This window comes from Phytohabitans flavus (assembly GCF_011764545.1).
GTDB lineage: Bacteria > Actinomycetota > Actinomycetes > Mycobacteriales > Micromonosporaceae > Phytohabitans > Phytohabitans flavus.
Genome location: NZ_AP022870.1, coordinates 4,814,555 through 4,829,678, shown reverse-complemented (window position 1 = coordinate 4,829,678; position 15,124 = coordinate 4,814,555). Strand labels below are relative to the sequence as shown.

Sequence of the window (15,124 nt, the reverse complement as noted above, 5' to 3'; positions counted from 1 at the left end):
CGGTGGCGGCGGCGAACGTAAGACGGCGAGGTGTCCAGCGCGCGAGCGCCAGACATGAGGGAGCTAACAGGAGGTGAACGCTTGGCGCTCAACGTGCCCCCTGACCAGCGCGAACGTGCGATTAAGGTGTTCTGATGCCCGTCATCCCCGATCGTCCGATGCTGTTCCTAGACGTCGACGGGACCCTGATCCCCTTCGCCGCGAGACCGGACGGCCCCGCCCGCCAGGCCCGAGGCGGATCCGCGGCCGTCGAGGTGGGCAACCCGATGCTCGATCGGCTCAACCTGGAGGATGGGCCGCGGTTGCTGGCTCTGGGATGCGACCTGGTCTGGGCGACGTCTTGGATGGCCGAGGCCAACGAGGTGGTCTCACCCTGGATCGGCCTGCCCGAGCTGCCCGTCATGGATTGGCCGGATGACGACGATCAGCCAGTCGAAGGCATCCATTGGAAGACAAGGGCTCTGGTGGAGCGGGCGGCGGGACGGACCTTTGTGTGGGTGGACGACGAGATCACCGGCCTGGACCGCGAGTGGATCGCGGAGCACCACCGGGGACGAGCGCTCGCACATCGCGTCGACCCACGCGTCGGGCTCACCCATGTGGACTTCCAGACCATCCGCCACTGGCTCGCGGCCGCCTGACGCAGGCCGCACTCCGCCGACTTGCGGGACCGGTAGGCGTCCGGGGTCACCGGGTCTGTCCACAGTGGTGGTCGCAAACGTTCAAACCGAGATCTTGAGCTACCGCGACGTCCGCGGTGGTCCAGACCGCTGCTCCCGCGGCCTTACCCTCCGCGGACGTCGCGGTAGCTCAATGTCAGGGTCTTGTGGTCTGGCGGGGTCGGCGTCGCGCCTTTGTGAACGCTTCCGGTTGCTATGGCAGCGGAAAGCGTTCACAAAGCCCGGCGTGATCCGAGGCTGGTCAGGGTTGGTCGACGAGGTGTTCGGCGATGAACCAGACCTGTAGCTCGTTCCGGCGCAGGACGTCGCTGACGAGGATGTCGTTGCTGCCGGCGTCGCCGTTTTGTTGCGTGGTCTCGATGCCGTCGCGGACCTTGGCGATGACGATCTCGTGCGCCTCCAGCAGGCGGGACAGCATCGCGAAGACCTCTTCGGCGCCGTTGGGTGGCCTCGGGACGGTGGTGATCTCGGCGACGTGTCGCGGATCGCCGACCGCCACGCCGCCCAGGGTTTGTACCCGTTCGGCGATCATGTCGATGAGCGCGAGCTGTTCGTCCGCGTGCTTGTCCAGCAGCAGGTGGAGTTGGTAGAAGGTCAGCCCGCGCATCAGCCAATGGTGTTTCTTGTACAGGCTGTAGAGGATCTGGGTGTCCGCGAGGATGCGGTTGAGCAGTTGACAGGACTGGGCGCGCGCGTCGTGGCTCAACGCGATCGGCAGCAGCCGCATGGTGCCGAAGTCCTGTATCTCGATGCCCAGCTCGTGCAGCATCGGCTGGCTGCTGCCACCATCGCCCTCGAAAAGGTGCTGGTACCGCTCCCGCACCTTCGCCATGTCCGCTGACGAACGTCCTTGTCGCGCGTTCCCGGCCATGAGCCATCGACCTCCTCGCCAGCGAGCGCTCCTCTGCGCTACACGGTGCCATCTGGCGACACCGTGGGCGCGCGATTCACCGAAACTAGGGCTGATACGGCAAATCCGGGTAAAGGGAGATGGCGAGGTCGTACGGACGGGAGGAGTACGCGCGTGGTCCAGCTACCCGAGCGGGAGGATCCCCGCCTCATGCAGGAGCTGTCCAGCGACCGGGTCTGGACCGGTGTCACGACCGCCCGGGACGGGCGGAGGTTCGTCAGCTTCCCGTCCGCGGAGGGCCCGGGCCTTCAAGTCGCCGAGGTCGTGCCCGTGGGGCAATTCGTGCCCTACCCCAACGGAAAGTGGAACCAGGTACTCGACGGCCGCGACCTGGATACGGGCTTCGTTGGCGTCAACGCGCTCCGGATCGGGCCGGACGGGCGGCTCTGGATCGTGGACGCGGGCGCGCCGGGCCTGGGCCAACCCGCCGTCCCCGGCGGCGCCCGGCTGATCGTGGTCGATCTCACCTTGGACGTGATCGCCCGGGTCTACGACCTCGGCCCGGTACAGCGGGAAAACAGCTATATCGACGATGTGCGCTTCAACCGCGGGAACGCCTACGTCACTGACGCGGGCGCACCAGGGCTCATCGTCGTCGATCTGGCCAGCGGACAGGCGCGCCGCGTGCTCGACAACCACGAGAGCACGGTCTGCACCCGGACGATGTACGCGGACGGGCAGGCCCTGCGCGGCAAGGACGGCGGCGAGGTGCGGGTGCACGCCGACCAGCTCGAGGTCTCACCCGATGGGCGGTACCTGTACTACCAGCCGGCGTGCGGTCCGCTCGCCCGCATCGAGACCGCCTACCTCGACGACCCGTCGCTATCTGCGGACGCGGTCGCCGAACATGCGGAGATGTGGGTGGACACCCCGACCACCGGCGGTACGGCCATCGACGCGACCGGCACCATCTACCTCAGCGACGTGGAACAGCGCCGGATCCTGACGATCACACCCGACGGGCAGGTCAGCACGTTGCTGGCCGATCCGCGCCTGGTCTGGGGCGACGCGATGTGGATCGACCACCTGAGGCGCCTGTGGATTCCGGCCGCCCAACTCAACCGCACCGAGGGCCTTGCCGGCGGGGAGCAATCGGTCGAGTACCCCGTCAACGTGTACCGGGTGGAGATCGACGCCGGGCCGCCGGCCAACGACCACCCCTGAGGTACGCCGGCGGCTCCCGTCGTACGGGTGAGCGCCGCTCGGCGTTTTCGGCGGGTCCCGCAGGGCCGGGTCAGGGCTGCCGCGATACGCCGAACGCGCGGCCGGTCCGTTGCTAGCTTCGATGAACGGGAGGCACCCCTCAAGCCGGAAGGCGAGATCATGTCGCATCACCTCGACACCCCGCTGGCGCGCCAGAACGGCCGCCTGTACATCGACGACCTTTACGTCTTTGGGAATGAGAGCGCGACCGCGTTCGTGATGGACGTCAACTCGAACGTCACCGGCCCCGACGACATCACGCCCGGCTTCCACCCCGAGGGCCGCTACGAGTTCAAGGTTCACTTCGACAACGCCGACGTCGAGGCGCTGACCTATCGGGTGGTGTTCGACGAGGCAGGGGCGGACGGCGGCCAGGGCTACGCGGTCTACGAGCTCACCGGCGCCGCGGCCAGCACCGATGACGACGCACCAGCCGGTACCGAGGTGGCGCGCGGGCGGACCGGTGAGATGGTCGAGCAGGGCCCGCTGCGGGTCTGGGCGGGACGGATCCAGGACCCCTTCTACGTGGATCTCGACCAGCTCATGGTGATCAACGCGGCGGTCCGGGACGGCACCACCGTCGACCTCACGTCGTGGGCGGCGTCGGGCGCGAAGAACAGCTTCGCCGGTACCAACGTGTACTCGATCGTGCTGGAGGTCGCGCACGACCACCCGCGCCTGCGGCCGCGTACCAAAATCGGCGTCTGGTGCGCCACGAAGCTGGCCACCGACGCGGGCGGATGGCGCCAGATCAACCGCTTCGGGCACCCCATGATGTGGCCGATCTTCTGGCCCGACGACAAAGACTTCTCCAACCCGGCGAACGAACGCCAGCCGGCCGAGGACTTCAACTCGGACGGCAAGTGGATCGCCGAGAAGATCGGCGCGGTGGTGGCCGCGAACGGTACGTCGGCGGACCCGCAGGGCTACGGCGCTCTCGTGGCGCGGCGGCTGTTTCCCGACGTGCTTCGGTACATGGTCGGCACTCCGGCGAGCTTCGGCTTTACCGGCGTCAACGGCCGCGCCATCGCGGACAACGCGCCCGAGGTGATGTTTTCGATGGTCCTCGACAAGGCGACGTCCTCGGGCCTGGGCCCGTCGACGACGGCCGCCCAGCGCACGGACCGGTTCCCCTACGTCGTCCCAGCATCCTGACTCGCGAGGGGTTCGAGTAGTACGGCGGTGAGGGTGCGCGCCAGCCAGTCCCGGCAGTCGGCGAGGCTCCAGCCGCGCCCCGGAGCCGGCAGTGCCGGCCCCGGGGTTGGGTTGTGAAGCGCGGAGGGTGAGGCCGCGGGAGCAGCGGTCCGGACCACAACGGACGTCGCGGTAGCTCAAATCTCCACAGTGGAATGGATTCGCAGAGTGACCTGGTGTGGTCAGCCGGCTGCGATCGCTCGGAGGGCCGGCTGGATGGAGTTGAAGACGGTCGGGTCGATGCTGCTGCTGTCGCGGATGTACCTGGAGATTTCGATGTGCAGCCAGCGAGCGCCGTGGCCCCGAGCCCGTTCGAGCTGGCCCTGGTCGGAGTTGCGTCCGCAGTGCCGGTTGCTGGCCGGGACCTCGACTGCCGGAGGTCCTTCGATCGTGTACGCCTGGCAGGTGGTGAGCCAGCTCAGCTCGGTCTGCTCGGCGGCGGTCAGGCCGCCGGCGTTCATCGCGGTCGTGAGTGCCGCCGCGTAGGCGGCGTGGGCCCGCTCGACCGCCTCGTCGACCAGGTCGGCCTCGGCGTCGCCGCCGTCGGAGATCTCGAAGCCTTCGTCGTGCTCGTTCGGGTTGTTGTTCTGCATGCCGTGCATCTGGAGCTGGTTGGAGGTGGGGTGGCCGGTACGAAGGCCGTCGTGCATGACCTGGAAGTCGGTCTGCGCCTGGCTCGGCAGCGGGCTGTCGAACTGGTGCGCCATGTCCGAAATCTTGTAGTGCCTACCGCACTCGGGGTGGTGCCGTCGTCGTCGGAGTTCGTCGTGCTGTTGCATCGGTGGGTGCCGGCGAGGACTACGCCGCGCACGGTGTCCCGCATGGTGGAGAACGCGTTCAGCGCCATCTCCGGCACGCCGTCCTCGCTGGCGTGTGGTACCCCGAGGACGATGCCTCCCTCGCCGAGGCCGGTGGCCTCCTCGCGGTACACAAGCATCGGGCGGCCACGCGTGCCGCTGCCCCGCCCCTCGTTGTCGTAGACGAGGACGTCGCGGCTGTACCAGGTCGGCACCTCGTCCATCCTGCCCTGGCACGCCTCGTACCCGGCGAGGGCGAAGTACTGGAGCGCGGTGTGCCGGCTGCCCGCGATCATGTGGGCGATGCCGCTTGCCAGGTTGGCCCGCTCGGTAGCGCTCGGCTGCTGGTACAGCGGCGGGTCGTCCTCGGTGGTGTTCGGCCCCGGCGAGGCCTCGAGTATCTCTTCGATGATCGTGCGCATCGGCATCCGATCACCGTCGATCGCGCACGGGGCGTAGAGCCCCGGCCCGCGCTCCAGCTCCTCGGCGGCCGCCGGCGCGAGCATCGCCGACGAAGCCGTGACGGTGGCGAGCGCCAACCCTGCCGCCCGCCACCGGAAACCTGTGGTTCTCATCTGTCGCTCCCTGTCTTGGCGGGCTTGCCACCCGCGTCCGATGTCGACAGTCACGGTCGCGGGGGCGGCTTTCAGGCGGCTGCCATAGCGCTCACAGCGGCCGGTCGGGATCCCGACAGGCGGGTGTGGTCAGGCGCCGATGCGGCGACGTACCAGCGCGGAGGAGTCTGAGCGGACCCTTTCGAGGCGTTGCGTGGCGGTTCATCGGCTGGTCGCGATGGCGTCGACTCGGTGAAGGGTAGGTCGTAGACCGTCTCCCACGGAGATCAACTTTCGTGGGAGGAGACCCCGATGCTCACCACACGTACCAGGATCGCCGCGGGCGTGACCGCCGCGGCCACCGCCGGAGCGCTCGCGCTCGGCGTGTCGCTGGCTCCGGCCGACGCCGCCCCGCCCGCGGCTGCCGCCCCCGTGGCCGCGGCCGCGCTCGCCGAGCCGCCCGTCTTCACGGCGACGCTCGACCGCGCGTACGAGACCTTCGACGCGAACCAGGGCGTCGCGGTGGACGACCGCTACTTCTACGTGGTCGACAACCGGCGCATCACCAAGCACGACCGGGCCAGCGGCCAGCCACTGCTCCAGTTCGCCGCCGAGTCCAGCAGCCCCATGATTCACATGGACAGCGGCGTGGTCGTCAACGGCAAGCTCTACGCCGCGCACTCCAACTACTCCGACTCGCCGATGGAAAGCTCCGTCGAGGTCTTCGACACGCGGACGATGAAGCACGTCAACACGTACAGCTTCGGCATCAGCCGCGGCTCGCTGACCTGGCTCGACCGGTTTGACGGCGCGTGGTGGGCGGGCTTCGCCAACTACGACATCGTGCCGAACGGGCAGACCAAGCCCTACGGCGAGACGTACAACACCCAGGTCGTCAAGCTCGACGACCACTTTCAGGTGGTCGAGGCGTGGACGATCCCGAAGCCGATCCTCGACCGGTTCAAGCCGATGAGCAACTCCGGTGGTTCGTGAGGTCCGGACGGCCGGCTGTGGCTGACCGGGCACGACCTCGGTGAGGCGTACGTGATGCGCCTGCCCGAGATCGGCAGCGAGCTTGAGTGGGTGGCCACCGTCACGCTGCCCGGCGTCGAGGGCCAGGGCATCGCCTGGGACCGCGCCGGCAGCCGCTCGACGCTCTGGACGATCAAGCGGACGACCAGCCAGGCGTTCCGCTTCCGGGTGCCGTTCCAGTCGATCCACGACCCGAAGGCGACGACCTGGCAGGTGTACGGCCCGGGTCACTTCGTTCAGTAGTAGCCCAGCATTTTTTCCGGTCCGTGTCGGATCGGATGGGTCGCCGGTCGTCTGAAGAGTGAAGATCGATCCTGACCAGCTCGACCGGTCGGTGCGCGCCACCGGCCGGTCGAGCGGGCGACCGAGATGCTGGAGGCACCAAAATGGCACAGGCAGCGAAGCCGGACCCGATCCCGTCGAACTACCGGCGGGTGACGCCCTGCCTCGTCGTGAACGGGGCGGCGAAGGCGCTGGAGTTCTACGCCGAGGTGTTCGGGGCGACCGAGCGGATGCGGTTTCCCGGCCCCGACGGCACGGTGGCGCACGCGGAGATCGAGATCGGCGACTCGGTCCTGATCGTGGAGGACGCCTCGCCGTTCATGGGCACCTCGGCGCCGCCGGCCGATGGGCTGGCAGGCTCGCCGGTGTTCCAGTTCGTCTACGTCGAGGACGCGGACGCGGTGATCGCGCGGGCGGTGGAGCTCGGCGCGACGTTGAAGCGAGCGCCGCAGGACCAGTTCTACGGTGACCGCGACGGGTTCGTCATCGACCCGTTCGGGCACGGCTGGACGATCGCCTCGCACGTGGAGGACGTACCGCCGGAGGAGCTCGCGGCGCGGCTGGAGAAGATGCTGTGAAGTACGTGTTGATGTTCGTCGAGACCGAGCAGTTCGCCGCCGACCTGGCCGCGATGGACGACGCCGAGCGCGAGCGCGCCTACGCCCGGGTCTGGCAGTGGTTCACCGAGCACGCCGACCAGGTCACCCGGCATGTGTACCTGATGCCGCCGGAGGCCGCGACCACGGTCCGCCTGGAGGGCGGTGACCCGGTGATCACGGACGGGCCCTTCGTGGAGGGCAAGGAGGTGGTCAGCGGATTCGCGGAGGTGGACGTGCCCGACCTGGACGGGGCGTTGCGGCTGGCGAAGTCGTGGCCCGGCTGCCCGCTCGTGGAGATTCGCCCGATCGCCTCCACATGAGCGGTACGGCACACGGGGAGCTGGCCCGCGTGGTGCGTGATCACGCGGGCCGCCTCGCCGCCGCCCTGGTGAGCCTGACCGGGGACTTCGCCACGGCCGAAGACCTTGTCCAGGACGCGGTCGAGGCGGCGATGGCGCACTGGCCGGCCGAGGGGATCCCGGACCGGCCGGACGCGTGGCTCTTCACCGTGGCGCGCCGCCGTGGGCTGGACCTGCTCAAGCGGGAGGCCCGGTACCGCAGCAAGCTGGCGCTGCTCCAGTGGCCGACCCAGCCGGAGCCGGACGACCGGCTGCGGCTGCTGTTCACCTGCTGCCACCCGGCCCTGCCCCGCACCGGCCAGATCGCGCTCACGCTGCGCGCGGTGTGCGGCCTGACCACGGCGCAGATCGCGCGGGCGTTCCTGGTGCCGGAGTCGACGGTCGGCCAGCGGATCACCCGTGCCAAACGCAAGATCACCGAAGCTGGCATCCCGTACCGGGTCCCCGACCCGGACGAACTCGCCGATCGCCTCGGCGAGGTCCTGGCGGTCATCTACCTGCTGTTCAACGAGGGGTATCTGACCACCACCGGCGAGGCGTCGCACGACCGCGACCTGGCCGACGAGGCCGAGTTCCTGGCCACCCTGCTGCACCGCCTGATGCCCACCGAACCCGAGGTCATGGGACTGCTGGCGCTGATCCGCCTGCATCAGGCCCGCGCCGCCGCCCGTTTCGACGAGCGGGGCGGCATCATCCAACTCCAGGACCAGGACCGCTCACTGTGGGACCACGCGGCGATCGAGGACGCGGGCCGGCTGATCGCCCGTGCCGCCGCCCAGCGCAGGCCCGCGCCGTACCAGCTCCAGGCCGCGATCGTCGCCGTGCACGCCGAAGCGAGGCGGTGGCAGGACACCGACTGGCCGCAGATCCTCGTCCTCTACACGATGCTGCTCGGTGTACAGCCGTCGCCGATCACCCGCCTGCACCGGGCCGTCGCGCTGCGCTACGCCGACAGCCCGCGGTCCGCCCTGGCCGAGCTCGATCAGCTCGCCGGCGCGTTGGAGGGCTACCACCTGTACCACGCCACCCGCGCCGAGCTCCTCCGCGCGACCGGCCACACCGATGCCGCCCGCGCTGAGGACGAGCGGGCCTTGGCGCTGGCGACGAACCCGGCCGAGATCGACCTGCTCCGCCAGCGCCTCCAGTGGCGCTGACGCTAGCCCTGGGCGGCGACCAGGAAGATCGGTATCGCGACGAAGATGCGGTTGGTGCGGGCGCGCTCGGCCTGCTCGGCGAGCCAGCTCTGCTCGTCGGTGATCCGGTGCAGCACGGCGAGTGCGGTGTCGTCGGTGAACACAGCCGTGTGCACCTCGACGACCGGGTCGGTGAACCCGGCGTCGAGCAGCAGGTTGCGGTACCTCCGGGCGACGCGCGGCGACGGGAGCGAGTCCGCCTTCGCGTGTACCAGCCGGCGCGTGGCCTCCGGCTCGTCCGAGTCGATGGCGATCGTGTCCCAGTCCTGGCCGAGCAGCACGGCCCGGCCGCCCGGCGCGAGCACCCGGCGGGCCTCGGCCACGGCTCGCGCCGGGTCGTCGAGCGTGTGCAACACCTTGTCGGCGCGGTAGTAGGAAGCCGACTTGGTCTCGAGCGGCAGCTCGCAGGCGTCGCCGACGTGGAACTCACCGGCCGGCCAGCGCTTTCGGGCCACGGCGATCATCTCGGGGTCGAGGTCGACGCCGACCGCGCGGGCACCGTGCTCGGCCAGCTCGGCGACCGCGCGGCCACCGCCGCAGCCGGCGTCGAGCACGGTTCGGCCGGTGAGGTCGCCGAGCAACTCGTAGGAACGTGCGCGCAGCTTGACGGACATGGGCTGCGCGTCGACGGCATCGAGGACAGCAAGCAGGCTGGACATGCCCGCCATGGTCGGACTTAATGTCGACATGAAGTCAAGTCCGATGACGATCGGCGAGGTGGCCGACCACTTCGGCCTGCCGGCGCACGTGCTGCGGCACTGGGAGTCGGTGGGCCTGCTCCGCCCCGCCCGCGTCGAGGGCGGCCGGCGCCGCTACACCCGCGACGACATGTTCCGGGTGGCGTCGATCGTGCGCGCGAAGCAGGCCGGCCTGCCGCTGCCGGACATCCGGGCGTTCCTCGCCGCGCGCGACCCGGCCGCCCGCAAGGACGTGCTGCGCCGCAACCAACGCGCGCTACAGGCGAGGATGGCGGCACTGCGGTCGGCACTCGACCTGCTCGAGGCCGGGCTGAACTGCTCGCACGAGGACATCGCGACCTGCCCGAACTACCAGGGCCACCTCGCGGAGCTGGTGGAGAGACCTCTGGAGTCGGGTCAATAGGTTGGTGCACGCGAGAGATCGTGGTATCCAACTGCCCTCCAGGGGCAACTAAGTACCACGATCTACCAGACGGCGCCCGTCGTAGCGTCGATCAAGGCAAAACCGAGCGCCCTTTGGGACATGTCTGCCTTTGGGCGGACCCCGCCCAACCGCCGAGCTAGGTCAAAGGTTGGGCCGGAGCGCGGACGCGGCAGCGAAGGTCGCGGTCGGCCGACCACGACCTGGGGTGAGCTTGCCAACCGCGGAGGGTGAGGCCGCGGGAGCAGCGGTCTGGACCACCGCGGACGTCGCGGTAGCCCAAATCTCCGTCTTTGAACTTGTCTGGAAACCCGGTTAGGGGAGGGGGATGACGTAGGAGTCGACCTGGGCGATGAGGCCGTCCCGGAAGGTGAACAGGTCGTTGTACGCGAACCTGAAGCGGCCATTCTCGCGGTGATGTCCGACGCCTGTGCCGGTGACCACGACGACGTCGCCGGCCTCGATGGTGCGTTCGACGGCGAGCTCGGGGCTGCCTTCGAACGCGGGGTTTTCGATCTCGCTGTCGAACTCGGCCTTGCCCTCAGTGGTGCGGAAGCCGTGGATCGTCCAGACGACGTCGTCGGTGAGGCAGCCGAGGATTGTGTCGTGGTCGCTGCGCCGGAAGCCGTCCATGTACCGGTGGACGACCTGCTCCTGCGTGCTCATCTACTTCTCCTGGTTGGTTGTGTTGTTGGCTAGCTCCACGACAACGTCGTGGAGGCGGTCGAGGATCCCGCCGAGACCGGTGCGGGCCTGCTCGCTGCGCAGCTCGGGCGGCAGTCGCCGCTGGTGGACCACCACGGTGGTACCGGTGCCGGTCGGCGCGAGGCGGATCTCGGTCGTGATGCCTGAGCGCGACTCGCCCAGCACCAGGCGCGTGGGTGGCTCGACCACGTCGTACCGGAAGCGCAGCGGGCGCCTGCTGCCGTCGGCGCCCTGGGTCTCCAGCTCGAACGTCCCGCCGACCCGGAGGTCGACGGCCACCGACTCGGGCGGGACTGTGGCGTGGTGGCCACCCCAGAACGCGGCCAGGTGCTCCGGCGTGGTGAACGCCTCCCACACGAGCGCGGGCTCGGCGTCGAGGTAGCGGGCGGCGATCAGCTGGTCGCCGTGGAGGCTGACGTCGGCCGTCATGCCCGCTTCGCCCGCACCGACGCCAGGTGCTCCTCGAGCCGGTCGAGGCGCGACTCCCACTCGCGCTGCTGCTCGGTGATCCAGCCGCTCAGCTCGAGCATGCGCTCCGTGTTCAGCCGGCACGGTCGTCGCTGGCCGTCCACCCGCTGGAGGACCAGCCGGCAGCGCCGAAGGATGCCCACGTGGTGGGAGATGGCCTGGGGCGTCAGGTCGAACGGCTCGGCCAGCTCGCCCACGGTCGCGTCGCCCTGTGCGAGCCGGGTGACGATCGCCCGGCGGGTCCGGTGGCTGAGGGCGGCGAAGACGGCGTCCAAGTCGTCGACGTCGGTAGCGGTTGTCACGCCCGGGACGCTATCGGCAAAGAAGCGTTTGTGCAAATGACCCTTTGCGTATCTCTGGGTAAGGAGGTGTATCGGTCCCGGAGGCGGGTAGCCCACGCGTATGAGTGGCGAGCGGGTTCCGGAGTCGTTCACCGAGCAGACCGCACGGGTCGGCGACGTCACGATCAACTACATCCGCGGGGGTCGGGGCAGCACGTTGGTGCTGCTGCACGGCTATCCGCAAACGTGGTACATGTGGCGGAAGGTGCTGCCGGAGCTCGCCAAGCACTACACGGTGATCGCGCCCGACCTGCGGGGCGCCGGCGGCAGTGACGCCCCGGCCGGTGGCTACGACAAGAAGACACTCGCCAGCGACGTGTACGGCCTGCTCGGGCAGCTTGGCTTGGAACGCGAGGTCAGCCTGGTCGGCCATGACATCGGCACGATGGTCGCCTACGCGTACGCCGCCGCCTACCACGACCAGGTGAGCAAGCTCGTGCTCACCGAGGCGCCCATCCCGGACCAGAGCCTGTACCAGGCGCCGTCACTGACACCGCACGGGCCGGGCGCGTGGAACTTCGGCTTCTTCAGCCTCCCGAACGGGCTGCCCGAACAGCTCGTGAGCGGTCGGGAGGCCCTTTGGGTGGAGCGGTTCACCGATTCGATGCGGGTCCAGGGCACCAGCATCGGCGGCGACGCTGTCGACGAGTACGCCCGGCACCTGCGGGATGACGCTCACCTGCGGGCCAGCTTCGAATACTTCCGGGCCTTCCCGCAGGACATCGCCGACAACGCCGAGTACGCCAAGACGAAACTCGCCATGCCGGTGCTCGCCCTCGGCGCCCGCGCCAGCCTCGCGGAGGCGGTACCAAGCCAGGCCGCCCAATACGCCACGACGGTGAGCGGCGGTGTCATCGAGGACTCCGGTCACTGGATCTTCGAGGAGCAGCCGGCCGAACTCACCGCGCGGCTGCTGTCGTTCCTCGGCTAACCCTGGCCGCGCCCTGCGCCACAGCTTCGAGCACCCAGCGTGCGTGGTCGGCCGGGACCACGTTGCTGCCGCAGATGATCGTGGCCACGCGCCGCCCCGCGAACCGCTCGGGTTCTTCCAGCAGCGCGGCGATGCCAAGGGCGGCCGAGGGCTCGACGACGAGACCGGCGTGCTCGTAGAGCAGGCGCATGCCGTCCTTGATCGATTCCTCCCGGACGAGTGCCACGCCGTCGAGCACGACCAGCAGATCTTCGAGTACCTCTGGAATCGGGCAGCGTCCCGCCACGCCGTCGGCGATCGTGTCGATGGAGTCGGTCTCGACCACCGTCCGCCGCTGCCACGAGCGCGCCATCGCGGGCGCGCCCAGCGGCTGGATGCCGATCACCTCCACGCCGCCGCCGAGTGCGCGCGCGACGTAGCCGACGCCGCTGGCCAGCGCGCCGCCGCCCAGCGCGACGAGCACGACGTCCAGCCCCGGGACGTCCCGCAGCAGCTCCAGACCGGCGGTGGCCGCACCCTCACACGTCGCGAGGTCGAGGCTGTCCTCCACGAGGTACGCCCCTTGCTCGGCGACCAGCTCCCGCGCGCGGATGCGGGCATCCTCGATGTCCTTGCCCGCGAGCTCGACGGTCGCGCCGAGGCTGGCGATCTGGCGCAGCTTGAGCGGGCTGGCGGTGTGGCCCGCGACGACGGTGACCGCGATGCCGTGGCGGGCACCGCTGTATGCCAGGGCCTGTCCCAGGTTGCCGGCACTCGCGCAGACCATCCGCGACACGCCCGCCGCTCGGGCCTGCGCGGCCACGGTCTCCGTGCCCCGCCCCTTGAAGCAGCGGACCGGGTTGAGCGTCTCGACCTTGAGCGTCAGCGAACACCCGAGCAGCTCACCGAGCGACGCGGCCGGCAACGCCGGCGTATCGAGGAACACGGGGTCGATCACGTCCACCGCGTCCCGGATGCGATCGAGCCGCAGCCGGACGCCATCGAGCTCGCTCACGCCGTCAATCTTCCACACGCGGCCCGCCGGACCGTACGGCGCGCAGTGCGTCGCTCCACGCGATCAGGTCCGCCAGCATCGTGCCGACGGCTTCGGCGCGCTGGGGCGCGGGGGAAAACTTGGCGAACTCGACGAAGTCGGTGTACAGCGACAGCGGCACATAAGCGCTGACCGCGGCTATCCGGATCTGGCCCATCACCTGCCGCAGGTGCTCCATGGCGCGCACACCGCCGTCAACCCCGTACCCCACGAACCCGGCAGCTTTGTGGTGCCACTCGGGGTAGAGGTAGTCGATCGCGTTCTTCAGCGCGGCCGGGACGGAGTGGTTGTACTCCGGCGTGACGAACACATAGCCGTCGAACGAGGCCACCTTTTCCGCCCAGCGGCGGGTGTGCGGCTTGCTGTAGGCACCGGATGCCGCGGCGGCGGGCACCGGCTCGTCGAGCAGCGGTAGGTCGAACTCGCGCAGATCCAGGAGCTCGAACGTGGCGTCGCCGCGAAGCGACGCGATCTCGTGCACCCAGCGCCCGACGTCCGTGCCGACGCCGCCCGGCCGGGTGCTGCCGACGATGATCCCGATAGCAGTCATGCCTCTGACCGTAGGGATCACCGCCCGAGCGCATCAATGCGCGGAACGCCGCAAGCTATACGCGATCGTCTCGCAGCCGATTCACGGCGAGACGCTGGATAGGGTGGCGACATGGATCTGCTGAGCCCGGCCGTCGCAGCGATGCGCACGGGCCAGCCGCGGTCGTTCCGGGTGGAGTGCCGGGCGCCGTGGGGTCGCCGGTACCCGCCGGTGCCCGGCGCCGGGTTCCACGTCGTGCTCCAGGGCGGCTGCTGGCTGATCCCGCCGGCCGGGGAGCCACTCGCGCTGGGCGTCGGCGACGTCGTGCTGCTGCCGCGCGGCCGGGGTCACGCCTTGGCCGACAGCCCGCACACGGCGCTGCTCGACCTCGACGACGGGCACGACTTCGACGACTGGCCACCCGAGCGGCCCGTCCTGCTCGGCCCGGACACGCCAGCGGACGGGGCGACCGCCAGCCCGGCGGTGCTCATCTGCGGCATGTACCGGATGGACCAGAGCCGCCCGCACCCGCTGGTGGCCGCGCTGCCCGAGGTCCTACACCTGCCCGCCCGGCACCACGGCCTGCGTACCGCCGTGGACCTGCTCGGCGCCGAGCTGGAGACACGGCAGCACGGTGCGGACGCGATGGTGCCGGCACTGCTCGACATCCTGCTGCTGCACATCCTGCGCGCCTGGTACAGCACCCAGCCACACGGCTCGCCGCGCACCGGCTGGGCCGCCGCCCTCCACGACACTGCGGTCAGCGCCGCGCTCGACGCCATCCACCGCCAGCCCGACGCACCGTGGACAGTGGACGCACTCGCCGGGAAGGCCGCGCTGTCCCGCGCCGCCTTCGCCCGGCGCTTCACCACGACCGTCGGCCAGCCCCCGCTGTCGTACCTCACCTGGTGGCGCATGACCCGCGCCGCACGGCTACTGCGCGAGTCCGACCTGCCGCTGGACGCGGTATCCCGCTTGGTGGGCTACAGCTCACAGTTCGCCTTCTCAAACGCGTTCAAGCGCGAGTACGGCATCCCACCCGGCCGCTACCGAAACGACCCACCAGGCCGGACGAGACCGCCGTCGTAGGGTCAAGGTCTGTCCGCGGCTCTCTCGGTGGATTCAGTCCACTATGGAGATTTGAGCTACCGCGATGTCCGCGGTGGTCCGGACCGCTGCTCCCGCGGCCTCACCC

The 15,124-nt window shown here is 69.8% G+C and carries 20 protein-coding genes; 12 read left to right on the top strand and 8 right to left on the bottom strand.

Going from position 1 to position 15,124, the window contains the following annotated elements; genetic code table 11:
* Positions 1–134 precede the first annotated feature (134 nt).
* The gene (locus Pflav_RS21100) at positions 135–641 is read left to right on the top strand and encodes an HAD domain-containing protein (protein ID WP_173037684.1); all 507 of its coding nucleotides are present in this window, start codon (positions 135–137) and stop codon (positions 639–641) included.
* Positions 642–921: 280 nt separating this feature from the next.
* On the opposite strand, the gene Pflav_RS21095 is transcribed toward Pflav_RS21100, so the two are convergent.
* Positions 922–1,512, bottom strand: coding sequence for a Dps family protein (locus Pflav_RS21095; protein ID WP_173037683.1), 591 nt, complete (start codon positions 1,510–1,512; stop codon positions 922–924).
* A 192-nt stretch (positions 1,513–1,704) separates the two neighbouring features.
* On the opposite strand from Pflav_RS21095, the gene Pflav_RS21090 reads away from it, so the two are divergent.
* Positions 1,705–2,754, top strand: coding sequence for an L-dopachrome tautomerase-related protein (locus Pflav_RS21090; protein WP_173037682.1), 1,050 nt, complete (start codon positions 1,705–1,707; stop codon positions 2,752–2,754).
* Positions 2,755–2,913: 159 nt separating this feature from the next.
* Positions 2,914–3,948, top strand: coding sequence for a DUF4331 family protein (locus Pflav_RS21085; RefSeq protein WP_173037681.1), 1,035 nt, complete (start codon positions 2,914–2,916; stop codon positions 3,946–3,948).
* 221 nt (positions 3,949–4,169) lie between these two features.
* Here Pflav_RS21085 and Pflav_RS21080 read toward each other — a convergent pair whose 3' ends face one another.
* Entirely contained in the window at positions 4,170–4,694 is a 525-nt protein-coding gene (locus Pflav_RS21080; RefSeq protein WP_173037680.1) for a hypothetical protein, read from the bottom strand.
* Positions 4,695–4,709: 15 nt separating this feature from the next.
* On the opposite strand from Pflav_RS21080, the gene Pflav_RS21075 reads away from it, so the two are divergent.
* The 6 genes from Pflav_RS21075 (at position 4,710) to Pflav_RS21055 (ending at position 8,764) form a co-directional block, all read left to right on the top strand.
* A complete protein-coding gene (locus tag Pflav_RS21075) occupies positions 4,710–4,967 on the top strand; it encodes a hypothetical protein (RefSeq protein WP_173037679.1) in 258 nt (85 codons plus the stop codon).
* Positions 4,968–5,650: 683 nt separating this feature from the next.
* Entirely contained in the window at positions 5,651–6,331 is a 681-nt protein-coding gene (locus Pflav_RS21070) for a hypothetical protein (RefSeq protein ID WP_197938675.1), read from the top strand.
* Between the two features lie 54 nt (positions 6,332–6,385).
* A complete protein-coding gene (locus tag Pflav_RS43790; RefSeq protein WP_197938674.1) occupies positions 6,386–6,613 on the top strand; it encodes a hypothetical protein in 228 nt (75 codons plus the stop codon).
* A 143-nt stretch (positions 6,614–6,756) separates the two neighbouring features.
* Complete coding sequence (locus tag Pflav_RS21065; protein ID WP_173037678.1) at positions 6,757–7,230, top strand: VOC family protein; 474 nt, start codon at positions 6,757–6,759, stop codon at positions 7,228–7,230.
* A complete protein-coding gene (locus Pflav_RS21060) occupies positions 7,227–7,571 on the top strand; it encodes a YciI family protein (RefSeq protein WP_173037677.1) in 345 nt (114 codons plus the stop codon). The genes Pflav_RS21065 and Pflav_RS21060 overlap by 4 nt, the downstream gene beginning before the upstream one ends.
* Positions 7,568–8,764, top strand: coding sequence for an RNA polymerase sigma factor (locus Pflav_RS21055; protein WP_173037676.1), 1,197 nt, complete (start codon positions 7,568–7,570; stop codon positions 8,762–8,764). Before Pflav_RS21060 ends, Pflav_RS21055 begins: the two co-directional genes overlap by 4 nt.
* A 2-nt stretch (positions 8,765–8,766) precedes the next feature.
* Here Pflav_RS21055 and Pflav_RS21050 read toward each other — a convergent pair whose 3' ends face one another.
* A complete protein-coding gene (locus tag Pflav_RS21050; RefSeq protein WP_173037675.1) occupies positions 8,767–9,462 on the bottom strand; it encodes a methyltransferase domain-containing protein in 696 nt (231 codons plus the stop codon).
* On the opposite strand from Pflav_RS21050, the gene Pflav_RS21045 reads away from it, so the two are divergent.
* Positions 9,461–9,904, top strand: coding sequence for a MerR family transcriptional regulator (locus tag Pflav_RS21045; RefSeq protein WP_232071700.1), 444 nt, complete (start codon positions 9,461–9,463; stop codon positions 9,902–9,904). The genes Pflav_RS21050 and Pflav_RS21045 overlap by 2 nt on opposite strands.
* Before the next feature lie 333 nt (positions 9,905–10,237).
* On the opposite strand, the gene Pflav_RS21040 is transcribed toward Pflav_RS21045, so the two are convergent.
* Genes Pflav_RS21040 through Pflav_RS21030 form a run of 3 tightly spaced genes read right to left on the bottom strand, consistent with a single transcriptional unit; the run spans position 10,238 to position 11,397 of the window.
* A complete protein-coding gene (locus Pflav_RS21040; protein WP_173037674.1) occupies positions 10,238–10,588 on the bottom strand; it encodes a nuclear transport factor 2 family protein in 351 nt (116 codons plus the stop codon).
* A complete protein-coding gene (locus Pflav_RS21035) occupies positions 10,589–11,056 on the bottom strand; it encodes an SRPBCC family protein (protein ID WP_173037673.1) in 468 nt (155 codons plus the stop codon).
* Complete coding sequence (locus tag Pflav_RS21030; RefSeq protein WP_173037672.1) at positions 11,053–11,397, bottom strand: ArsR/SmtB family transcription factor; 345 nt, start codon at positions 11,395–11,397, stop codon at positions 11,053–11,055. Before Pflav_RS21030 ends, Pflav_RS21035 begins: the two co-directional genes overlap by 4 nt.
* 100 nt (positions 11,398–11,497) lie before the next feature.
* Between Pflav_RS21030 and Pflav_RS21025 the strand changes: the two genes are divergently transcribed.
* On the top strand, positions 11,498–12,367 hold the full coding sequence (locus tag Pflav_RS21025; RefSeq protein WP_173037671.1) for an alpha/beta fold hydrolase: 870 nt from the start codon (positions 11,498–11,500) through the stop codon (positions 12,365–12,367).
* Here Pflav_RS21025 and Pflav_RS21020 read toward each other — a convergent pair.
* On the bottom strand, positions 12,336–13,361 hold the full coding sequence (locus Pflav_RS21020; RefSeq protein WP_173037670.1) for a threonine ammonia-lyase: 1,026 nt from the start codon (positions 13,359–13,361) through the stop codon (positions 12,336–12,338). The two genes, Pflav_RS21025 and Pflav_RS21020, sit on opposite strands and share 32 nt — an antisense overlap.
* A 4-nt stretch (positions 13,362–13,365) precedes the next feature.
* The gene (locus tag Pflav_RS21015) at positions 13,366–13,950 is read right to left on the bottom strand and encodes an NADPH-dependent FMN reductase (protein ID WP_173037669.1); all 585 of its coding nucleotides are present in this window, start codon (positions 13,948–13,950) and stop codon (positions 13,366–13,368) included.
* A 111-nt stretch (positions 13,951–14,061) separates the two neighbouring features.
* Between Pflav_RS21015 and Pflav_RS21010 the strand changes: the two genes are divergently transcribed.
* Positions 14,062–15,018 carry an AraC family transcriptional regulator gene (locus Pflav_RS21010; protein ID WP_173037668.1) on the top strand — a complete coding sequence of 319 codons (957 nt, stop codon included), beginning with the start codon at positions 14,062–14,064 and terminating at the stop codon, positions 15,016–15,018.
* Positions 15,019–15,124: the final 106 nt, after the last annotated feature.

Coding starts and splice junctions, on each gene's coding strand:
- Pflav_RS43790 (WP_197938674.1), top strand. CDS start 6,386: ATGCGCCTGCCCGAGATCGGCAGCGAGCTTGAGTGGGTGGCCACCGTC.
- Pflav_RS21095 (WP_173037683.1), bottom strand. CDS start 1,512: ATGGCGAAGGTGCGGGAGCGGTACCAGCACCTTTTCGAGGGCGATGGT.
- Pflav_RS21055 (WP_173037676.1), top strand. CDS start 7,568: ATGAGCGGTACGGCACACGGGGAGCTGGCCCGCGTGGTGCGTGATCAC.
- Pflav_RS21025 (WP_173037671.1), top strand. CDS start 11,498: ATGAGTGGCGAGCGGGTTCCGGAGTCGTTCACCGAGCAGACCGCACGG.
- Pflav_RS21035 (WP_173037673.1), bottom strand. CDS start 11,056: ATGACGGCCGACGTCAGCCTCCACGGCGACCAGCTGATCGCCGCCCGC.
- Pflav_RS21050 (WP_173037675.1), bottom strand. CDS start 9,462: ATGTCCAGCCTGCTTGCTGTCCTCGATGCCGTCGACGCGCAGCCCATG.
- Pflav_RS21040 (WP_173037674.1), bottom strand. CDS start 10,588: ATGAGCACGCAGGAGCAGGTCGTCCACCGGTACATGGACGGCTTCCGG.
- Pflav_RS21010 (WP_173037668.1), top strand. CDS start 14,062: ATGGATCTGCTGAGCCCGGCCGTCGCAGCGATGCGCACGGGCCAGCCG.
- Pflav_RS21100 (WP_173037684.1), top strand. CDS start 135: ATGCCCGTCATCCCCGATCGTCCGATGCTGTTCCTAGACGTCGACGGG.
- Pflav_RS21065 (WP_173037678.1), top strand. CDS start 6,757: ATGGCACAGGCAGCGAAGCCGGACCCGATCCCGTCGAACTACCGGCGG.
- Pflav_RS21045 (WP_232071700.1), top strand. CDS start 9,461: ATGCCCGCCATGGTCGGACTTAATGTCGACATGAAGTCAAGTCCGATG.
- Pflav_RS21015 (WP_173037669.1), bottom strand. CDS start 13,950: ATGACTGCTATCGGGATCATCGTCGGCAGCACCCGGCCGGGCGGCGTC.
- Pflav_RS21070 (WP_197938675.1), top strand. CDS start 5,651: ATGCTCACCACACGTACCAGGATCGCCGCGGGCGTGACCGCCGCGGCC.
- Pflav_RS21085 (WP_173037681.1), top strand. CDS start 2,914: ATGTCGCATCACCTCGACACCCCGCTGGCGCGCCAGAACGGCCGCCTG.
- Pflav_RS21080 (WP_173037680.1), bottom strand. CDS start 4,694: ATGGCGCACCAGTTCGACAGCCCGCTGCCGAGCCAGGCGCAGACCGAC.